Here is a 19,427-nt window from a genome sequence, read left to right on the forward strand (position 1 = left end):
AATGGGTGGAGGACGAGAGCAGCCTCACGCCACATTCTGATCGAGAATGTCCACGGCCTCGGCGAGGCTGACCGACACCAGCTGCGAGACGCCGCGCTCGGCCATGGTGACGCCGAACAGGCGGTTCATCCGCGCCATCGTGATCGGGTTGTGCGTGATGATGATGAAGCGCGTGTCGGTCGAGCTGGTCATCTCGTGCAGCAGGTTGCAGTACCGTTCGACGTTGTGGTCGTCGAGCGGCGCGTCGACTTCGTCCAGCACGCAGATCGGCGAGGGGTTGGTGAGGAACACCGCGAAGATCAGCGCCATTGCGGTCAGCGCCTGCTCGCCGCCCGAGAGCAGCGACAGCGTCTGCGGCTTCTTGCCCGGCGGCTTGGCGATGATTTCGAGACCGGCTTCCAGCGGGTCGTCGCTCTCGATCAGATGCAGCGCGGCCTCGCCGCCGCCGAACAGCTCGACGAACAGCCGCTTGAAGTGGTTGTTGACGACCTCGAACGAGGTCAGGAGCCGCTCGCGCGCCTCTTTGTTGAGGCTCTGGATGCCCTGGCGCAGCCGCTTGATGGCTTCGACGAGGTCGTCCCGCTCGGTGACGAGGCCGGTGTGCTGGGTTTCGACCTCGCGCAGCTCCTCCTCGGCGCGCAGGTTGACCGCGCCCAGCCGCTCGCGGTCACGCCGCATCTTTTCGAGGTCTTCCTCGATGTCGTGCAGCGGGGGCAGCTCGGCGCCTGGCTCGATCTCGGCAAGGCCGGCGACCGCCTGCGGCTCGACCTCGAGCATGTCGCGGATCTCGCGCTCGACATCCTCCAGCCGGCGCCGCGCACCCTCCATGCGCTCCTCGGCGCGGGCAGTGGCCTCGCGGGAGCTCGACAGTGCCTCGAGCGTCAGCTTGGCGACGCGATCGGTCTCTGCCATCGCGCTTTCGGCGGTAGCGAGCGCGTCGGCGGCCATGCGGCGGTCGTTCTCGGCGTACTCGATCTCGGTGATCAGCGCGCTGCGCTTCTCCGCGAACACGGCCGGCGCGTTCTCGAGCTCGCTGCGCTCGATCGTGAGCTCGGCGATGCGGGCCTGGATGGTGTCGATGTGGGAAGCCGCGCTCTCCTTGCGGTTCTGCCACTCGGTGCGCTCGGCGAGGATCGCCTGCACGCGGCGGTCGGCGAGCTCGGCTTCGCGTGCCAGCGCCTGCGCCTCGGCGCGGACCTGGGCGGCCATGCGGCGATGGCCTTCGATGTCGCTGCGGACGGCGGCGAGACGCGTTTCGGTGTCCTCGCTCGACGGCAGCTCGGAGATGCCGGCTTCGGCGTATTCGTAGGCGGCCTCGGCTTCGGCGCGGTCGGCGGCGAGACGGCTGTGCGCTTCCGACAATGTCGCCTTGCGCGCGGCGTGGCGGCTGATCTCGCGCTCGGCGGTGGCATGGCGCTCGCGCGCGACATTGAGCTCGCGCTGCGCGGCGCGCCAGGCTTCGCGCGAAGCGCCTTCCGTGCTGGCCGCCATCTGCAGCTCGGACTCGGCGTTCTCCAGCGCCTGCCGCTTGATCTGCGCGTCGATGCGGGCCTGCTCCAGCTCGTTCTCGATATCGACGAGGCGGGCGCGCTCGGCAAGGCGGCGGGCGGCACCGGTCGGGGCGTGAGCCGCGGCGACAAAGCCGTCCCAGCGCCAGACGTCGCCCTCGGGCGAGACCAGCCGCTGGCCGGTCTTGAGCTGCGAGACCAGCTCCGCGCCGCGCTCGCGCGGCACCACGCCGATCTGCGCCAGGCGGCGCGCCAGCTCGGCCGGCGCCTGCACGTGATTGGCGAGCGGCACGACGCCTTCGGGCAGCGCCGGATCGCCTTCGGTGTGTCCGACATTGGTCCAGCGCATCGGCGCCGACGGGTCGATCGGCGCATCGAGATCGTCGCCGAGCGCGGCGCCGATCGCCTTTTCAAAGCCCTTGTCGACGTTGATGCCGTCGATGATCGGCGGCCACAGATTCTTGGTCTCGCCATTGACGATCTTGGAGATCGTGCGCGCCTCGGTCTCGAGCCGCTGCACGCGCTTGTCGGCCTCGACCAGCGGCGAGCGGGAGGAATCCAGCGTCTGGCGCGCAGCCACGTGCGCGGCCTCGCTCGCTTGGGCGGCGGCTTCCGAAGCGGCCAGCGTCTGCTCCGCGGTCTCGACCAGAGCGGTCAGCTCGTCGAGATCGCCGAAGCCGCCGGTCTCCTGCGCAAGCTTCTGCTCTTCGGCCGCCACATTCGCGATTTCCTGGTCGAGCCGGGCGAGCTTGTCGCGGTGCGTGCGGACGTTGGCCTCGAGCTGGTTGCGCTTGGCGGTGAGGTCGGCGAGCGCGGTGGTGAGCTCGGCGAACTTCTGCTCGGTTTCGGTCAGCACCGCCTCGGCTTCGGCGACGCGTTCGTCGACGCCGGAGCGCTTCTCGACGCGCGACTTGATCTCTTCCTTCAGCTCGGCGTCTTCTGCGTCGAGCCGCTGCAGGGCGACGTCGGCGTCCATGGTCTGCTGCTGGGCGCGGGAGATGTCGCCTTCGAACTGCGCGAGGCGCCGCTCGAGCTCGGCGACGCGCTCCTTGGCGCGCTCTTCCTCGCGGTCGAGCTGCTCGCGGGCATTGGTCAGGCGCTGGAGCCCGGCTGCGGCGCGTGCCTCGGCGTCGCGCAGCGCCGGCATTTCGGCGGCGCGGATCGCCTGGATGCGGGCGGCTTCGGCCTGGTGCTGGGTGCGCTCGGCCATCTCGCGCACCGCGAGATCGTGGGTCTGTCCGGACTCGTTGACGTCGGCATGCGCGCCGATCCAGCGCAGATGGTACAGCGTGGCTTCGGCCTTGCGGACCTTGGCGGCGACCTCGCGATAGCGCACCGCCTGGCGGGCCTGCTTCTTCAGGCCTTCCATCTGGCCGGAGAGCTGGCCGATCACGTCCTCGACGCGGGTGAGGTTGGTTTCGGCCGCCTTGAGCCGCAGCTCGGCCTCGTGACGGCGGGCGTGCAGGCCGGCGACGCCGGCGGCGTCTTCCAGCACGCGGCGGCGCTGTTCCGGCTTGGCCTGGATGATCTCGCCGATCTTGCCCTGGTGGACGAGCGCCGGCGAGCGCGCGCCGGTGGCGGCGTCCGCGAACAGGATCTGTACGTCGCGGGCGCGCACGTCGCGGCCGTTGATGCGGTAGACCGAGCCGGCCTCGCGCTCGATGCGGCGGGAGACTTCCAGAAGCTGGCTGTCGTTCATCGCCGCCGGCGCGGTACGATCGGCATTGTCGATCGTCATCGTCACTTCGGCGTGGTTGCGCGCGGGACGGTTGCCGGAGCCGGCGAAGATCACCGCGTCCATGTCGGCGGCGCGCAGCGATTTGTACGAGGTCTCGCCCATCGCCCAGCGCAGCGCTTCGACGAGATTCGACTTGCCGCAACCGTTGGGACCGACCACGCCGGTCAGGCCGGGCTCGATGACGAAGTCCGTGGGCTCAACGAAGGACTTGAAGCCGTGAAGGCGCAGGCGGGTGATTTTCATAAACACGCATCTCTGTTGGCAGGCGCGAATCTCCCTGCCGGGACAATACCATGGAAGGCAATGTCGCTGTCTGGGTGAGTCGCGCGAGGCGGCTCATGCGGCTGGACAATGGCCGCGGTGCGCCGCGAGGGCAACCAGCGAAAGCCGCTTTTCCCAAGGGATTTGTGTCGGGAAGAATGCGGCTTGAGATGCGCGAATCAGGATTGTCGCGTGCGAATCAGCTCTTGAGCAGCGGATTGATCTTCTTGGCGAATTCCTCGAACGAGGCCTCGCCCTTGATCTTCTCGCCGTTGATGAAGAAGGTCGGCGTCGAATCGACCTTCAGCACGTCGCTGGCATATTTCTGGTCAGCGGCGATCTTGTCGAGCAGCGCCTGGTCCTTCAGGCAGGCCTCGACCTGCTGCTGGGTGAGACCGGCCTGCTTGCCGATCCGCGTCAAGGTCTCTGTGGTGTTCTTCAGCACCCAGTCGTTCTGCTGGCGGAACAGCATGTCGGTGACCGCGAAATATTTCTGCGCGTCGCCATTGGCGATGCAGCGCGACAGCATCGATCCGGCGGCAGCTTTGATGTCGAGCGGAAACTCGCGGAAGATATAACGCACCTTGCCTGTGTCGATGTATTCCTTCTTGATCTTCGGGAACACCTGCTCGTTGAAGGCGGCGCAGTGCGGGCAGGTCATCGAGGCGTATTCGGTGATAGTGACGGCGGCATCGTTCGGCCCGAGCGCCATGTCGGGCAGGGACACGGGCTTGGCGACATCGGCGGCGGACTGCGCCATGGCTTCAGGGATCATGGCCTCGGAGACGAACCGCAGCGGCGGGAGCCCGGTGAGCGCGGCAAGCCCGGTCAGCGACAGCATCGTGGTGAAGGCGCGGCGGGTGATGATCAAGGTCGGCTCCCGGGATTGGTAAGGTTCGTCCGAGGTTCCCGCCCGGACGGCCTGTCGCTAGCTTGAAACGTCGATTGAGGCAATGGCGGGCCGCACGGACGGGTCCAGTTTGGCGGCGGAATGAGGCTCAATTTCGCTTGATGGCGGCCCCGAGCCGGGCCAGTGCCGACTTGAGCTCGTCATCTTCAATGCCGCCCAGGCTCTCCGCCACCTTGGCGACGCTCTTGGGGTCCGGAGGGCCGGGCCGCACCCGGCGCTGGGCGCGCGACAGAGGAGCCTGGCGGAAGGCGAGCTTGCCGACCGCATTCCAGCCGAAGAAGCGGTTGACCCGCTCCAGGATGACATCGGCGGAGTGCTGGATCTCCAGCGCCATCGGTCCCTCGACCCGCAGCACCAGGGTGGCCGGCTCCTGCGGCTGGCCCTCCACCGGGCGCGGCCATTGCATCTTGAGCGGCTCGGCGTGGGCCGCGATCTCCGGCCCCGCGATCTGCGCCCACCGGGTCACCAGCTCGCGCGCGGCAAAACCCTGCTTGGCATAGGCCTCGGCGAAGACGTCGTCGAGCAGGATGCCGAGCGGCTTGGCGCTGATGGGACCGGGCTTGGGAGGGAATTTGGACATGGGACCAAACTAGGCTGCCGCGCGGGGCCGGATGGCCTTGAGGTCGCGGTCGATCTCGCGCCGTCGCTGCATCAGGTCGTAATCCATCTGGAGCCCCAGGAAAAAGCCCTCCGACAGACCGAAATAGCGGGCGAGCCGCAGGTCGGTGTCCGCGGTGATGTCGCGTTTGCCGAGGACGATCTCGTTGATCCGCCGCGGCGGCACGCGAACGGCGCGCGCTAGCGCGTTCTGGCTGAGATCCATCGGTTTCAGGAACTCCTCCAGCAGGATCTCGCCCGGATGGGGATTGCGGAGCAGCCCGTTCCTAGGCGTGGTAGTCGACGATTTCGACATCTCTCGGTCCTCCGGCATCCCAGACAAAACAGATGCGCCACTGATCGTTGATCCGGATCGAGTGCTGTCCTTGGCGGTCGGCTTTCAGGGCTTCGAGCCGGTTGCCCGGGGGAACCCTGAGATCGGCCAGCACCCGCGCTTGATTCAGCAAGCGCAGTTTGCGCAAGGCTGCGTTTTGAATGTCAGGCGGCAATTTTCGACTTCGCCGCCCGGACCAGATCGACTCCGTCTCGGAGTTGGCGAAGCTCTGGATCATGATTGTGTATAACGCAAGGCGTTATAGTCCGCAATGGTCTGGTCTCGCTGGCCACAGGCGGAATCCTCCTCTAGAAAAGGCGAATGTCCTCCCCGACCGCGCGCAAGAAGGAACGGAGCGCGACGGCGAGCTCGCCGGCTCGCCCTGCATTGCTGCTCGCCTGGTACGACCGCCACCGTCGTCGCCTGCCCTGGCGCGCGGCCCCCGGTGAGACATCGGACCCCTATCGCGTCTGGCTGTCGGAGATCATGCTCCAGCAGACCACAGTGAAGGCGGTCGGCCCCTATTTCGAAAAATTCGTCGCGCGCTGGCCGGATGTCGCGGCGCTGGGGCGGGCTTCCCAGGACGACGTGTTGCGGATGTGGGCGGGGCTCGGCTATTACTCGCGCGCGCGAAACCTCCATGCTTGCGCGGTCGCGGTGACGCGCGAGCATGACGGCGTCTTTCCCGATACGGAGGAGGGCTTGCGCGCGCTGCCGGGGATCGGGCCCTACACGGCGGCGGCGATCGCTGCGATCGCCTTCGACCGCCGCACCATGCCGGTCGACGGCAATATCGAGCGGGTGGTGTCGCGCCTGTTCGCGGTCGAGGAGGAGCTGCCGCAGGCCAAGCCGCTGATCCAGCAGCTGGCCGCGACGCTGCTGGTGGATTCTCGCGCCGGCGACGAGACGTCTCGCGCGGGGGACAGCGCGCAGGCGCTGATGGATCTTGGCGCCTCGATCTGCACGCCGAAGAAGCCGGCCTGTGCGCTGTGCCCGCTGAGCGAGGATTGCATCGCGCGTGCGCAGGGCACGCAGGAGACCTTTCCGCGCAAGGCGCCGAAGAAGAGCGGGACGCTGCGGCGGGGCGCGGCTTTCGTGGTCACGCGCGGCGACGAGCTGCTCGTCCGCTCGAGGCCCGACAAGGGGCTGCTCGGCGGCATGACGGAAGTGCCGGGCTCGGACTGGCTGGCCGGCCAGGACGATGCGGCGGCGAAGCAGCAGGCACCGGAGCTGAAGGGGCTGTCGCGCTGGCAGCGCAAGGTGGGCGTCGTCACCCACGTCTTCACGCATTTCCCGCTGGAGCTGGTGGTCTACACCGCGAAGGTGGAAGCCCGCACCCGCGCGCCCGAGGGCATGCGCTGGGTGCCGATCGCAACCCTGGCCGGCGAAGCGCTGCCCAACGTCATGCGCAAGGTCATCGCGCATGGATTGGGTTTCTAGGACCCCACCCTGCTGACAACAGGCTGTCAGCAGCCTTGCGGTACCAGCGGGCAACAGGAGATCTCGCATGGTCAAGACCGCGCTCGACAACTTCCGAAGACCACCCTGTGCCGAGCTGCTGGGATGGCGCCTGCTCGATGCCCGCCCGCAGGAGGGCTGGATCAAGCTCGGTTTCGACGGCAAGCCGGAGTTCTGCAACCCCGCGGGTTTCATCCAGGGCGGCATGCTCTCGGCCATGCTCGACGACACGATGGGCCCGGCCGTGCTGGTGATGAGCGAGGGCCGGCTCTACACCACCACCATCAGCATGACCGTGAACTTTCTGGCCCCAGCCAGGCCCGGGCCGATCATCGGCGAGGCGAGGGTGACGCAGCTCGGCAAGACGATAGCCTTCGTCGAAGCCAAGCTGATGGCAGAGGACGGCACCCTGCTGGCGACGGCCAGCGCGAGCGAGCGGCTGCTGGAGGCGGCGAGGGTGGTGGGGAAATAGTTTGGTGTTGCGCACTGCTCATCCTTCTCCCCTTGTGGGAGAAGGTGGCGCGACGCGCCGGATGAGGGGTTTCTCTCCGCGAGTCTAAACTGCGAGTTGGACTCGCGGAGAGATACCCCTCGCCCGAGTGAGCCCGCGTCTACCGGCATCGCTGCCCTCTCCCGCAAGGGGCGAGGGCACATCAACGGGCATCTCGCCTCGTGCGAGAGCATCACGCCCTCGCGCGCGCACCCGCGCTCACGATCGGCGGCTTCGCATTCAGCGCGTCGACCTGAAATCCCGCGACGCGCTTGTAGTTCGCGGCGATGCCTTCCAGCTCCTGCTGGGACAAGACGTCGGTGACGACCTCAAAGCCGTCGGGCGCGCGCTCCTCGACGAGCTGCATCACCTGCTCGGGGCCGTTCTTGCGGTTGAGCAGGACGAGGTCGGTGGTCGCGGGCCTCCGCTCGGCCTCGTAGGCGAGCAGGGCGGCGCTCGTCGGCCCATGCGCGAGAATCTCGCGGGTGATGACGCGGGCATCGAGGATCGCCTGCGAGGCGCCGTTCGAGCCGATCGGATACATCGGATGCGCGGCATCGCCCATCAGCGTAACGCGGCCGAAGGTCCACTGCGACACCGGATCGCGGTCGACCAGCGGATATTCATAGGCATGCGGGCAGTTCTTGATCAGCCCGGGCACGTCGAGCCAGTCGAACTTCCAGTTTTCGAACCAGGGCAAAAACTCTTCCAGCCGCGCGGTGCGGTTATAGTCCTCGCGCCGCCACTGATAGGTCGGGGGCATGTGGCGCTCGGCGACCCAGTTGATCTGATGGTTGCCCGCCGCATCCGGCGCCTTGCTGATCGGATAGCAGACGAATTTCAGGATCTCGTGCCCCGCCATGATCATGGTGCGGCCGCTGAGGAAGGCCTTCGCGGGTGTCACGCCGCGCCAGAGGATGCGGCCGTTCCAGATCGGCGGGCCTTCGCCCGGATAGAGCTTTTCGCGCACGGCGGAATGGATGCCGTCGGCGGCGATCAGAATCGCGCCGTCGTAGGTCCCTGCGGCTTTGCCGGTCGCCTTGTCGATGAATTCGGCGCGCACGCCGTCCGCCGTCTCGGTCCAGCCGGTCAGATGGTGGCTGGTGAGGATGTTGTCGCGGCCGAGCCGCTCGATCGCGGTGTCGAGCAGGAGCTGCTGCAGCGTGCCGCGGTGGATCGAGAATTGCGGCCATTTGTACCCGGCTTCCAGTCCGCGGGGCTCGCTCCAGATCGGCTTGCCGTGCTTGGAGAAATATGCGAGCTCGCGCGTCCGCACGCCGCTGGCGTCCAACTTGTCCATCAAGCCGAGCTCGATCAGCTCGCGCACCGCATGCGGCAGCACGTTGATGCCGACGCCGAGCGGCTTCAGTTCCGCGACGCTCTCGAACACTTTTGCGGGAACGCCGATTCCGTGCAGGCTGAGCGCAAGTGTCAGCCCGCCGATGCCGCCACCGGCGATGAGTACCGTCATGAGAACCCCTCCCTATCGTAGGGCCTCTTGGCACAGCCGGATGGCGGTGGGCAACTGCGAAGAGGATGTTGTGCTATGGACGTCGGGCCCGACAGTCGTTAATTTTCGGTTTTCCCATGAGGTCCGACATGCTCAAGCTCTACTACGCCACCGGCACCTGCGCGCTCGCCACCTACATCACCCTGGAAGAAGCCGGCGCCGACTACACGGCCGAGCGGCTGAGCTTCAAGGACAACCAGCAGAACAGCCCGGACTATCTCGCGATCAACCCGAAGGGCCGCGTGCCGGCGCTGGTCACCGACCGCGGCGTCCTGACCGAGACGCCGGCGATGCTGGCTTACATCGCGCAGACCTTCCCCAAGGCGAAGCTCGCACCGCTCGACGATCCCTTCGACTTTGCCGAGGTGCAGTCGTTCAACTCCTATCTCTGCTCGACCGTGCACATCAACCACGCTCACAAGATGCGCGGTGCGCGCTGGGCGACGCAGGAGAGCTCGTTCGCCGACATGAAGGCAATGGTCCCGAAGACCATGGCGGCCTGCTTCAAGCTCATCGAGCAGAAGATGTTTCGGGGACCCTGGGTCATGGGCGAGCAGTTCACGATTTGCGATCCCTATCTCTACACGCTCTCGACCTGGCTCGAAGGCGACAGCGTCGACATCAATGCGACGCCGAAGATCGCCGATCACTTCAAGCGCATGTCCGACCGCCCCGCGGTGAGCAAGGTGATGGCGGCACAGAAGGCGTAAGGTTCGGCGTCATATTCCGCCGTCGTCCCGGACAAGCGAGCCTAGCGAGCGCTGATCCGGGATCCATACTGTGGAATCTGTCGATTGCGATCGGTTGAAGTCCCGAATGACCGGTCTTCGCCAAACATCTCCCTGTGGCTATCAGTCCCGGATCGGCGCGCGCTTAGAGGCGCGCTTGTCCGGGACGACACCGTGTTCGGTGAGGGGGCATCCTAACCGGCGCGCCGCTTCTCCAGCTCCCGCCCGGTCTCCAGCATCAGCCTTCGCAGCCAGATCGAGCCGGGGTCCATCTGCGCGCGGGTCGGATGGAACATGAACTGCTCGTCGATCCCGGGGTCGAGCGGCGGCGTCACCGTGATGAGGCCGAGCTGCTTCGACAGCGCCGCGATCAGCCGGCGCGGCACGAAGGCGACGAGGTCGGTGCGGGCGGCGACGTGCAGCGCCTCGAGATAGCCTGACACCACCAGCGAGATATGCCGCTCGATGCCCTTGGCTCGCAGCCAGGGGTCGATCAGGTCCTCGGCACCGCCGCGGATGATCACGCCGACATGGCGCGCAGCCAGGAACGTCTCGCGCCGCTTCAACTTCGCGCCTATCGGATGGCCGCGCCGCACCGCCAATGCGTCGCTGTCGGTATAGAGCAGCTGGCGGTGAAAACCCTTGAAGGCGTTTCCGATCGAGATCACGAGGTCGATGGTGCGGGCGAATTCGGCATGGAAGATCGCTGATCCCCGCCACGGCACGACGTCGATGCGGACGTTGGGCGCGGCCTGCGTCACCTTCTCCATGAAGCGCGGCATCAACAGCTCGACCGCGAGATCCGGCATCATCAGGCGGAATTGCCGCTCGCTGCGCGCGGCGTCGAAATCGTCGGGCACGAACAGCCCGCGCACCTGGTCCAGCGCCTGCGCCAGCGGGGCGCGCAGCGCCAGGGCCCGTGGCGTCAGCTCCATCCGCGCGCCGGTGCGTACCAGCAGCGGATCGCCAAAAATGTCGCGCAGGCGCTGGAGCGCGTGGCTTGCCGCCGGCTGCGACAGCCCGAGCCGCAGCGCGGCGCGGCTGACATTGGCCTCGCGCAGCAGCGCATCGAGCGCGGTCAGCAGATTGAGGTCAAGCGAATTCAAATTCATAAGGCGAATATATATCATATAGACTATCGATTTGAAGAATGCTGATCGGCCGGTGATGATCTTCGGGATGTCACACCACGGAGATGCCGCCATGAGCGCAGCCGCCAACAAGAAACTGATGCAGGATATCTTTGCCGCCGCCGCCAATCCCGATCCGGCCGCGCGCGACCGCGCCTTGTTCACCGCCAGTCTTGCCGACGACGCCAAATGGGTCGTGACCGGGCAATATTCCTGGTCCCGCACCTTTTCAGGCAAGGAGGCGATCCTCAACGACCTGCACGGCTATGTGCGGACACGCCTGCGCGACCGGACGCGGACAATCGCTCACCGCTTCATCGCCGACGGCGACATCGTCGTCGTGGAAGCCAAGGGCGACAACGTCACGCCCGAAGGCGTGCGCTACGACAACGACTATTGCCTGGTGTTTCGCCTCGCGGACGGCAAGATCAAGGAGATCCGCGAGTACTGCGACTCGATCCTGACCGAGAGGGCGCTCGGTCCGTTTCCACAAACGGTCGCGAGGGTCGCGGGCTAACGGCTTGAGCACCATCTGGCCTGCCGGCTGGCGCCATTCGTTCCCGTCTGCGAGGGTCGTGTGGGTCTGGCGAAAGCTGGCGGAGTTCATCCGGCTCCGGCGAGAGCGCACGCGGTTACACGGCCAGCTCGCCGCCATGAGCGAGCGGGAACTTCTGGATTGCGGAATGACGCGGTCGGAGATTGCGTACGAGCTGAGAAAACCTGTCCGGCGGAAATAGAGCGGAGGCGCCTCTATTTCCTTCCGAGCCCGGCGGAACCTTCGGTTTCCGCCGGCGTTCCCTTCGCTCGGGAGCGATCGCGCCCCGGCAACCTGCATTTCCGGGAATTTCATGCTGGCTGGGGCTTCGCACGTTTCGACACAGGTGGGCTGCAGCTTCTCCGGACTCCGCGAACGACTGAGAGAAGCGACCTCGGCTGCGCACCGCGCGCTCGACACCCGGCTTTCCGCATTCGATCTCGGCGGGCTCGCCGGCTATCGCCGCTTTCTTCAGGCCAGCGCCGGAGCTCTTCTTCCGCTCGAAGCCGCGCTCGTCGAGGCGGGCGTGGAGCGCATGTTTCCGGACTGGCCCGAACGGTCGCGCAGCGCTGCGATTGCGGTTGATCTTGGACGCCTAGGCCCGAGCGCGGCGTCGACAGTGTCGGTGCCGCGGCTGACGCGCAGCGGGGTGCTGGGCACGATGTATGTGCTGGAGGGCTCGCGGCTCGGCGCGAAGTTCCTGCTGAAGACAGTCGCGGACGCGGGCGATTCGCGCATCAGTGAAGCCACCACCTATCTCCGCCATGGCGCGGGCAAGCGGCTCTGGCAGAGCTTTCTGATGAAGCTCGCAAGCGAAGAGCCGGGGGACGAGGACGAGATCATCGATTTCGCTCGCATTGCTTTCGACGCATTCGAGCGGGCGGCGGACCGGGCATGAACGAGGCGGTCAATCTCACCAATTGCGACCGCGAGCCGATTCACATTCCCGGCAGCGTGCAGCCGTTTGGCTTCCTGCTGGCTGTGCTGTCGGATTTCACGATCTGCATGGCATCGAACAACGTAGGGAGCTTCCTTGGGACGGATGTTGCCGACCTGCTCCAGCAGCCGCTGTCGAGCGTCGTCTCTGCGACGGCGGTCGAAACGATCCGCGGACGCGTTGATCATCTCGGTGGTCCGGACGCGACGGAACGCCTGTTCGGCGTGGAGCTGCAGCCAGGCAGGCCGCCCTTCGATCTCTCGATTCATCTTTCCGGCGTTTATCTGATCATCGAGGCGGAGCCGAGCGCGCACGAGCCCGGCGTCAATTCGGGCGAACTCGTGCGCTTGATGCTCGAGAGGATCCGCAAGACGCGCGGCATGGCCGATCTGGCGCGGGAGGCGGCGCGCCAGCTCAAGGTGCTGACCGGCTTCGACCGGGTCATGGTCTATCAGTTTCATCCGGACGGATCAGGCGAGGTGATCGCCGAGACCGTGGAGGCGGGGCTCGAATCCTTCCTCGGCCTGCGCTATCCGGCATCGGACATTCCAAGGCAGGCGCGGACCCTCTACCAGCGCAACTGGCTGCGCATCATCGCCGACGTCAATGCCGGGCCGGCCGCGCTGGTGTCGACGGCTACGCACAACGCAGGGCTGCTCGATCTTTCGATGAGCGTGCTGCGCTCGGTCTCGCCGATCCACATCGAATATCTGCGCAACATGGGCGTTGCCGCCTCCATGTCGGTGTCGATCCTGCGCGATGGCAAGCTGTGGGGTCTGTTTGCCTGCCATCATTATTCGCCGCGCTATATTTCGTTCGACAAGCGTACGGCCTCCGAGCTGTTCGGGCAGATGTTCTCCTGGATCGTGGAGGGCCGCGAGCGCGAGGGCGACGTCGCCTATGAGGCCCGCGCTCATCAGGTCCAGGAGCGACTGATCGAGATCGCGGCTTCCCACGAGCACAGCCGCCGTGCGATCGTCGATTTCCTTGGTGACTACCGCAAGATGGTCGAGTGCGACGGCGTCGCGGTCTGGTCCGACAACAAGATCGCGCTTGAGGGCGAGACGCCGACCGAAGACGAGGTGAAGGATCTCGTCGCCTTCATCAACCGGACTTCGCCGGGGCGGATTTTCGCGACCGCCGAGATCGCCAAAGTCTATGCCGCCGGCCAGGCCTTCCGTGACCGCGCGGCTGGCTTTCTCGCCATCCCGATCTCGCGCACCCCGCGCGACTGCCTGATCTTCTTCCGGCGCGAGGTGACGCGCTCGGTCAAGTGGGCGGTCGATCCCAACAAGGTCTACGACGAAGGTCCGCACGGGCCGCGCCTGACGCCGCGCAAGAGCTTCGAGCTCTGGCAGGAAACGGTGGCAGGACAGTCGAAGCCGTGGTCCGCGGCCGACATCCGCATCGCCGAGAGCCTGCGCGTCACGCTGCTCGAGGTGATCCTGCAACTGTCCGACCTCGCCGCGCGCGAGCGCCGCGGGGCGCAGGAGCGGCAGGAGTTAATGATCGCCGAGCTCAATCACCGCGTCCGCAACATCCTGAGCCTCGTGCGCGCCCTGGTGGCGCAGAGCAAGGACACCGCGACCAGCGTCGAGGAGTTCGCCGGCGTGCTCGGCGGCCGCATCCAGGCGCTGGCGCGCGCCCACGACCAGATCACAAACCTGAACTGGGCCCCGGTCGCGCTCCGCACCTTGGTCGAGTCCGAGGCCGGCGCCTATCTTGGTGCGCGCGCGGAACGGGTGAAGATGGGCGGTCCGGACGTCGCGCTCGATCCAAAGGCGTTCGCCACGCTGGCGCTCGTCGTGCATGAGATGATGACCAATTCCGCCAAATACGGCGCACTTGCCGATTCCACCGGCAGTGTCGAAGTGGTCTGGCGTCTTGACCCATCCTCCAGCCTCGTCATCGAATGGAAGGAGAGCGGCGGTCCGCCGGTGCAGCCGCCGTCGCGGCGCGGCTTTGGCACCACGATCATCGAGCGATCGGTGCCGTTCGACCTCAAGGGCGATGCCGAGATCCGCTTCGACCTGTTGGGCGTGCAGGCGAAGTTCGTGATTCCCCCCAATTTCGTCGAATTGGTACCGTCCATCGCAGGAGCCGCCATGCGCGTCGAGGAGCAGCAGTCCGCCCGACCCAGGATTTCCGACACGGCATTAATCGTCGAGGACAATCTGATCATCGCCATGGCGGCGGAGGTCATCCTGCTCGATCTCGGCGCCCGCCACGTCGACACCGCCGCGACCGTCGATCAGGCGCTGCGGTCGATCGAGCGCACCCGGCCGAGCTTTGCCCTGCTCGACCTCAACCTCGGCAGCGAGAGCAGCATCAAGGTGGCTCAGAAGCTCAAGGAGATCGGGGTGCCCTTCATCTTCGCGACCGGCTATGGCGAGCGCGCGCCGCTCCCGGAGCAACTGGCGTCGGCGCCGGTGGTCCAGAAACCTTACACTCTGGAAGTGGTCGAGAACGCGCTCGGCAAATTGCAGCAGGCGGGCGCCCGATAAGCATCCGTTACGGACTGCATGCGGAGTCCTGCATGCCCCGGCGGATTCGCATGCGGCTTTGCATAGCTGCCGATAAAATCAGCAGATTTGGCGCGGGCCCGAACCGGCGCGCGCGAACAATTGGAAGGTTCAATTAACAAGTGTCCCCCATTGTGTCGCGGTGCAGCGTGGGTCGCCAGGACGCGACGTGCGGCTGTCAGGGTGGCCGTGACGATCGCCGGAGTTGTTCGGCCCCTCGAATTCACATCATCTGGATGGACAGTGGGAATGCCGAAGTTTCGTTTGCGGATCAGGGGACGCCTGTACGCAGGTTTCATGGCCCTGGTGGCGGTCGGTCTCGTGATGGCCGTGGTTGCCGTCTGGAATTTGCAGGACGTGCAGGATCAGGTCGCAAGACAATCCGCGCTCTCGGACAGCACGGCGCGGGTGCTGGAGATGTCCACCCATCTTCAGGCGATCCAGCGCGCCAATCTGCGCTACGTCTACGATGCGAACGAGCCTGCGATGAAGGAGGCCCAGGAGCGGGAAACTGCCGCGATCACACTGTTGCAGGCCGAGGCGAAGCGCACGCTCTCGGAGGAGCGGAGAACGCTCTACAACGGCCTGATCGACGACATCGCCAAAATGCGACGCCTGCGTGACAATCTCGGAGACGCCGTCAACGAGGCGAGAACGGGCAAGGCGACGCTGCTGCCGAGCGGGGAGGATCTCGCCGTCAAGACGGGCAAGCTTGTCGACGTGGCGCGCGCCGCCGTCGACGAAGATACCGCGGCCCTCGTCGCCGATCTCGAATCGCGAATCCTGCTCGTGAGGATCGCAAACTGGCGTTTTCTGGCCCTTCGCGATACGCAGGGCCCTGCGACCTTCAGGGCGAGCGTCGACAGGGCAGCGCAACGGCTCGCGGCACTCGAAAAGAGCCCGCAGGCGGCGGAGTTGCGAGCCACGCTGGCGCCGGTGAAGACCGCGCTCGGAATCTACAAATCGGCATTCGAGACCACCTCGGCAGCGATGCTTCAGGCGGACGAGATCTACCATAAGAACCTCGCGCCCCTCATCGTCGACAGCATCGGCAAGCTCAAGGTGGCGGAAACGACGCTGAAGCAGGACTACCAGGCATCGCGCGCCATCGCCGAAGCCGTGATCGCCGGAACGACGACCGTTCAGGAGATCGCCGGCGGTCTCGCCATTTTGTTCGGCGGCATCGTCGCCTTCCTGATCGCCCGCAGCATCGTCGGTCCCCTGACCTCGATGACAGGTGCGATGGGGCGGCTTGCCGGCGGCAATCTCGATGTCGAGATTCCCGGCCGCGGCAGGGCCGACGAGATCGGCGACATGGCCAAGGCGATCCAGGTGTTCAAGGACAACATGATCGAGACCGAGCGCATGCGCTCCGAGCAGGCCGAGCTCGAGGCGCGGCAGGCCGAGAACCGCAAGGCCGACATGGCGAGGCTTGCCGATCAGTTCGAGCAGGCGGTCGGTGAGATCGTCAACACGGTGTCGTCGGCGTCGAGCGAGCTCGAAGCCTCTGCAGGTACTCTGACCACGACCGCGGCGCGCGCCCAGGACCTGTCAACGGAGGTCGCCAGCGCCTCGCAGGAGGCCTCGGCCAATGTGCAGGCGGTCGCCTCGGCGACCGAGGAGCTCTCCTCCTCGGTATCCGAGATTGCCCGCCAGGTTCAGGAATCCGCCCGCATCGCCACCGAGGCCGTTGGTCAGGCGAGCCGGACCAACGAGCGCGTCGGCGCGCTCTCCAAGGCCGCCGCGCGGATCGGCGACGTGGTCGAGCTGATCAGCACCATCGCCGGCCAGACCAACCTGCTGGCGCTGAACGCCACCATCGAGGCGGCACGTGCGGGCGAAGCCGGCCGCGGCTTTGCGGTGGTCGCCTCCGAGGTCAAGGCGCTGGCCGAGCAGACTGCGAAGGCCACCGGCGAGATCGCCCAGCAGGTCTCCGGCATACAGGCCGCGACGGAGGAGTCGGTCGGCTCGATCAAGGAGATCAGCGGCACCATCGAGCGGCTGTCGGAAATTTCGTCGACGGTCGCCGCCGCCGTGGAGCAGCAGGGCGCTGCGACGCAGGAGATCTCGCGCAACGTCCAGCAGGCGGCCCACGGCACCCAGCTGGTGTCGTCCAACATCGGCGACGTGCAGCGCGGCGCCTCCGAGACCGGCTCGGCGTCCTCGCAGGTGCTTTCGGCGGCACGCTCGCTCTCGGCCGACAGCAACCGCCTCAAGCTCGAAGTGGCCAAGTTCCTGAGCTCGGTCCACGCCGCCTAAAATCTCAAACGCAAAAGGCCACGCGCATGCGCGTGGCCTCGAGGAGCGGCGCGATCAGGCCACCTTGGTCGTCATGTGCTTGAACATGTTGCTGCGCGCCTCGTCGTCCATCTCGGCCTTGAAGGTGAACTTGTCCTTCAGGGCGATGGCGCGCGCCGCCGCGGGCCGCGCCGAGATCTCGTCGACGAGCCGCTTCACGTTCGGGTATCGCGCGAAGGCGTCATCGCCGAGCTTGAACGGCACCATCCGCGCCCAGCCCCACAGTGCCATGTCGACGATCGAATAGCTGTCGCCGACCATGTAGCGGCGGCCTTCGAGGTGACCGTCGAGAATCCTGTAGTGGCGATCGGTCTCGTACTGGTAGCGATTATGGGCGTAGTCGTGGTTCTGGTCCTTCGGCGCGAAATGCTTGAAGTGGACGGCCTGACCCGAATACGGCCCGACGCCGGTCGCCACGAACATCAGCCAGGACAGCAATTCGGCGCGGTTCGAGGGCAGGAATTTGCCGGTCTTCTCGGCGAGATAGAGCAGGATGGCGTTCGAGTCGAACACGATCGTGCCGTTGTCGTCGATGGCCGGCACCTTGCCGTTCGGATTGATCTTCAGAAATTCGGACGCGAACTGCTCGCCCTTGCGGGTGTCGATCTTGACCGGCTCGAAGGCCAGTCCGGACTCCTCCAGAAGCAGCGCAACCTTGGTCGGATTCGGCGATCCGTTGAAATAGAATCTGAGCATCGAGCATCTCCTCGGTGTCTGTTGCGCGCGCGAACGCGGCGTGGTTAGGCGGACCTTGTCTTGCCTGAACCCGCTGCGGGAGAGCAACCGGCGAGTTTGCCGGGCGGTGTCTGCGCGGTGCGCAGGTCAAGCGGCGTAACAAAGGCCGATTGCCGCCGTAATGACCATGGCCGCGCCCACGGCCTCCAGCCGCAGCCCGAGCCGCGCGGCCAGATGCATGTCGGAGGCTCGCGCCGCGCGCTCCGGCCCGCGCGCGTAGCCGTGGACGATGACGTCGTGGTTGAAATTGTCGTGCGCCTCGTTGCTGCTGGCGAGCCCGACGCAAATCACGAGCATGCCGAACAGCGCGAGCCCGAAAAATCCCAACAGCGCGATCAGGAACATCGGAAACATGCCGACCAGGAAGATCGGCAGCAGCGGCACCAGCAGCAATGTCTCGGAATGTCGTCGCATGGAGCCCAACCGGTCAGGACGGGGCTGATCGGGGGAGTCTAGTCCTCGTGAAGGCGATGTTCAAGGCGCCGTAGGGTGGCCAAAGCGAGGCGTGCCCACGAAATCCGTGTCTCCGGGGGAGATGGTGGGCACGGCGCTTTGCGTCTTTGCCCACCCAACGAGATCGGAAGCGACTACTCCGCCGCCATGCCGGCGCGGATCTCGGCGCGCAGCTCGTCGATCAGCTTGAGACCCTTCTTGGTCTCGACGTGCCAGAAGGTCCAGCCGTTGCAGGCCTGCGCGCCTTGCGCCACGGCGCCGATGCGGTGGATCGAGCCGACCTTGTCGCCCAGCATGATGGCGCCGTCGGCACGGACCAGCGCGCCCAGCTTCTTCTTGGCGTCGAACAGTTTCGTGCCGGGCATGATCATGCCGCGCTCGATCAGCTCGGAGAACGCCACCCGCGGCGCTTCGCGCGCGGTCATGAACGGGGCGAGGCTCTCTTCCGGCAGCGGCTCGACCGCGGCGATGCGCGCCTCGGCCGCCCTGGCGTAGGTCTTGTCGCGCTCGAAGCCGATATAGGAGCGGCCGAGGCGCTTGGCGACCGCGCCGGTGGTGCCGGTGCCGTTGAAGGGATCGATCACGAGATCGCCGGGCTTGGATGACGACAGCAGCACGCGCGCGAGCAGGCCTTCCGGCTTCTGCGTCGGATGCACCTTCTTGCCGTCCGAGCCCTTGAGGCGCTCTTCGCCGGTGCAGAGCGGGATCAGCCAGTCGGACCGCGCCTGCACATCCTCGTTGGCGGCCTTCAGCGCCTCGTAGTTGAACGTATAGCCCTTGGCCTTCTCGTCGCGCGCGGCCCAGATCATGGTCTCGTGCGCGTTGGTGAAGCGGCGGCCGCGGAAATTCGGCATCGGGTTCGACTTGCGCCAGACGATGTCGTTCAGGAGCCAGAAGCCGAGGTCCTGCATGATCGCGCCGACGCGGAAGATGTTGTGATAGGAGCCGATCACCCAGATCGTCGCCGATGGCTTCATCGCGCGGCGGGCGGCAAGCAGCCAGGCGCGGGTGAAATCGTCATAGGCGGCGAACGAATCGAACTTGTCCCAGTCGTCGTTGACGGCATCGACATGGGATTCGTCGGGGCGCTTGAGATCGCCCTTGAGCTGGAGGTTGTAGGGCGGGTCGGCGAACACCAGGTCGACCGAACCAGCCTGAAGCTTCGACATTTCGGCGACGCAATCGCCGAGAATGATGCGATGCGAAGGAGACTCGAAATTTGTGCGGGGCGCCCTTGCAGACGCCCCGCGACGCGACTCTACCATGACTCAAGAACTCTGACT

At 66.2% G+C, this 19,427-nt stretch carries 17 protein-coding genes; 7 read left to right on the plus strand and 10 right to left on the minus strand.

The window, feature by feature from the left end; translation table 11 throughout:
• Positions 1-24: 24 nt before the first annotated feature.
• The 5 genes from smc to FJV43_RS25800 all read right to left on the minus strand — a co-directional run bounded on the left by smc (position 25) and on the right by FJV43_RS25800 (position 5,586).
• Positions 25-3,489, minus strand: coding sequence for a chromosome segregation protein SMC (gene smc, locus FJV43_RS25780; RefSeq protein ID WP_239621866.1), 3,465 nt, complete (start codon positions 3,487-3,489; stop codon positions 25-27).
• A 217-nt stretch (positions 3,490-3,706) separates the two neighbouring features.
• Positions 3,707-4,378 carry a DsbA family protein gene (locus FJV43_RS25785; RefSeq protein WP_239621867.1) on the minus strand — a complete coding sequence of 224 codons (672 nt, stop codon included), beginning with the start codon at positions 4,376-4,378 and terminating at the stop codon, positions 3,707-3,709.
• A 127-nt stretch (positions 4,379-4,505) separates the two neighbouring features.
• Positions 4,506-4,997 carry a DciA family protein gene (locus tag FJV43_RS25790; protein ID WP_194389215.1) on the minus strand — a complete coding sequence of 164 codons (492 nt, stop codon included), beginning with the start codon at positions 4,995-4,997 and terminating at the stop codon, positions 4,506-4,508.
• Positions 4,998-5,006: 9 nt separating this feature from the next.
• On the minus strand, positions 5,007-5,330 hold the full coding sequence (locus FJV43_RS25795) for a HigA family addiction module antitoxin (protein ID WP_028179397.1): 324 nt from the start codon (positions 5,328-5,330) through the stop codon (positions 5,007-5,009).
• Positions 5,302-5,586, minus strand: a complete 285-nt coding sequence (locus FJV43_RS25800) for a type II toxin-antitoxin system RelE/ParE family toxin (protein ID WP_239621868.1) — start codon at positions 5,584-5,586, stop codon at positions 5,302-5,304. The genes FJV43_RS25795 and FJV43_RS25800 overlap by 29 nt, the downstream gene beginning before the upstream one ends.
• Before the next feature lie 83 nt (positions 5,587-5,669).
• On the opposite strand from FJV43_RS25800, the gene mutY reads away from it, so the two are divergent.
• Both mutY and FJV43_RS25810 read left to right on the plus strand, forming a co-directional pair.
• Complete coding sequence (mutY, locus tag FJV43_RS25805) at positions 5,670-6,788, plus strand: A/G-specific adenine glycosylase (RefSeq protein ID WP_239621869.1); 1,119 nt, start codon at positions 5,670-5,672, stop codon at positions 6,786-6,788.
• Positions 6,789-6,855: 67 nt separating this feature from the next.
• The gene (locus tag FJV43_RS25810) at positions 6,856-7,278 is read left to right on the plus strand and encodes a PaaI family thioesterase (RefSeq protein ID WP_239621870.1); all 423 of its coding nucleotides are present in this window, start codon (positions 6,856-6,858) and stop codon (positions 7,276-7,278) included.
• A 211-nt stretch (positions 7,279-7,489) separates the two neighbouring features.
• On the opposite strand, the gene FJV43_RS25815 is transcribed toward FJV43_RS25810, so the two are convergent.
• A complete protein-coding gene (locus FJV43_RS25815) occupies positions 7,490-8,767 on the minus strand; it encodes a flavin-dependent oxidoreductase (RefSeq protein ID WP_239621871.1) in 1,278 nt (425 codons plus the stop codon).
• 128 nt (positions 8,768-8,895) lie between these two features.
• Between FJV43_RS25815 and FJV43_RS25820 the strand changes: the two genes are divergently transcribed.
• Entirely contained in the window at positions 8,896-9,516 is a 621-nt protein-coding gene (locus FJV43_RS25820) for a glutathione S-transferase family protein (protein ID WP_239621872.1), read from the plus strand.
• Between the two features lie 212 nt (positions 9,517-9,728).
• Here the strand turns inward: FJV43_RS25820 and FJV43_RS25825 are convergent, their stop codons facing one another.
• Positions 9,729-10,646, minus strand: coding sequence for a LysR family transcriptional regulator (locus FJV43_RS25825; protein WP_239621873.1), 918 nt, complete (start codon positions 10,644-10,646; stop codon positions 9,729-9,731).
• Between the two features lie 91 nt (positions 10,647-10,737).
• On the opposite strand from FJV43_RS25825, the gene FJV43_RS25830 reads away from it, so the two are divergent.
• The 4 genes from FJV43_RS25830 to FJV43_RS25845 all read left to right on the plus strand — a co-directional run bounded on the left by FJV43_RS25830 (position 10,738) and on the right by FJV43_RS25845 (position 16,917).
• Positions 10,738-11,181, plus strand: coding sequence for a nuclear transport factor 2 family protein (locus FJV43_RS25830; protein ID WP_239621874.1), 444 nt, complete (start codon positions 10,738-10,740; stop codon positions 11,179-11,181).
• A 331-nt stretch (positions 11,182-11,512) separates the two neighbouring features.
• Complete coding sequence (locus FJV43_RS25835; RefSeq protein ID WP_239621875.1) at positions 11,513-12,097, plus strand: biliverdin-producing heme oxygenase; 585 nt, start codon at positions 11,513-11,515, stop codon at positions 12,095-12,097.
• A complete protein-coding gene (locus FJV43_RS25840) occupies positions 12,094-14,640 on the plus strand; it encodes an HWE histidine kinase domain-containing protein (protein ID WP_239621876.1) in 2,547 nt (848 codons plus the stop codon). The genes FJV43_RS25835 and FJV43_RS25840 overlap by 4 nt, the downstream gene beginning before the upstream one ends.
• 267 nt (positions 14,641-14,907) lie before the next feature.
• Positions 14,908-16,917 carry a methyl-accepting chemotaxis protein gene (locus FJV43_RS25845; protein WP_239621877.1) on the plus strand — a complete coding sequence of 670 codons (2,010 nt, stop codon included), beginning with the start codon at positions 14,908-14,910 and terminating at the stop codon, positions 16,915-16,917.
• Positions 16,918-16,971: 54 nt separating this feature from the next.
• On the opposite strand, the gene FJV43_RS25850 is transcribed toward FJV43_RS25845, so the two are convergent.
• The 3 genes from FJV43_RS25850 to FJV43_RS25860 all read right to left on the minus strand — a co-directional run bounded on the left by FJV43_RS25850 (position 16,972) and on the right by FJV43_RS25860 (position 19,409).
• Positions 16,972-17,652 (minus strand): glutathione S-transferase N-terminal domain-containing protein, encoded by a 681-nt coding sequence (locus FJV43_RS25850; protein ID WP_239621878.1) that lies wholly within the window; start codon positions 17,650-17,652, stop codon positions 16,972-16,974.
• Positions 17,653-17,778: 126 nt separating this feature from the next.
• The gene (locus FJV43_RS25855; protein WP_239621879.1) at positions 17,779-18,105 is read right to left on the minus strand and encodes a hypothetical protein; all 327 of its coding nucleotides are present in this window, start codon (positions 18,103-18,105) and stop codon (positions 17,779-17,781) included.
• 173 nt (positions 18,106-18,278) lie between these two features.
• A complete protein-coding gene (locus tag FJV43_RS25860) occupies positions 18,279-19,409 on the minus strand; it encodes a site-specific DNA-methyltransferase (protein ID WP_275973686.1) in 1,131 nt (376 codons plus the stop codon).
• Positions 19,410-19,427 lie beyond the last annotated feature (18 nt).

Source organism: Bradyrhizobium sp. I71, from assembly GCF_022354745.1.
Taxonomy (GTDB): domain Bacteria; phylum Pseudomonadota; class Alphaproteobacteria; order Rhizobiales; family Xanthobacteraceae; genus Bradyrhizobium; species Bradyrhizobium liaoningense.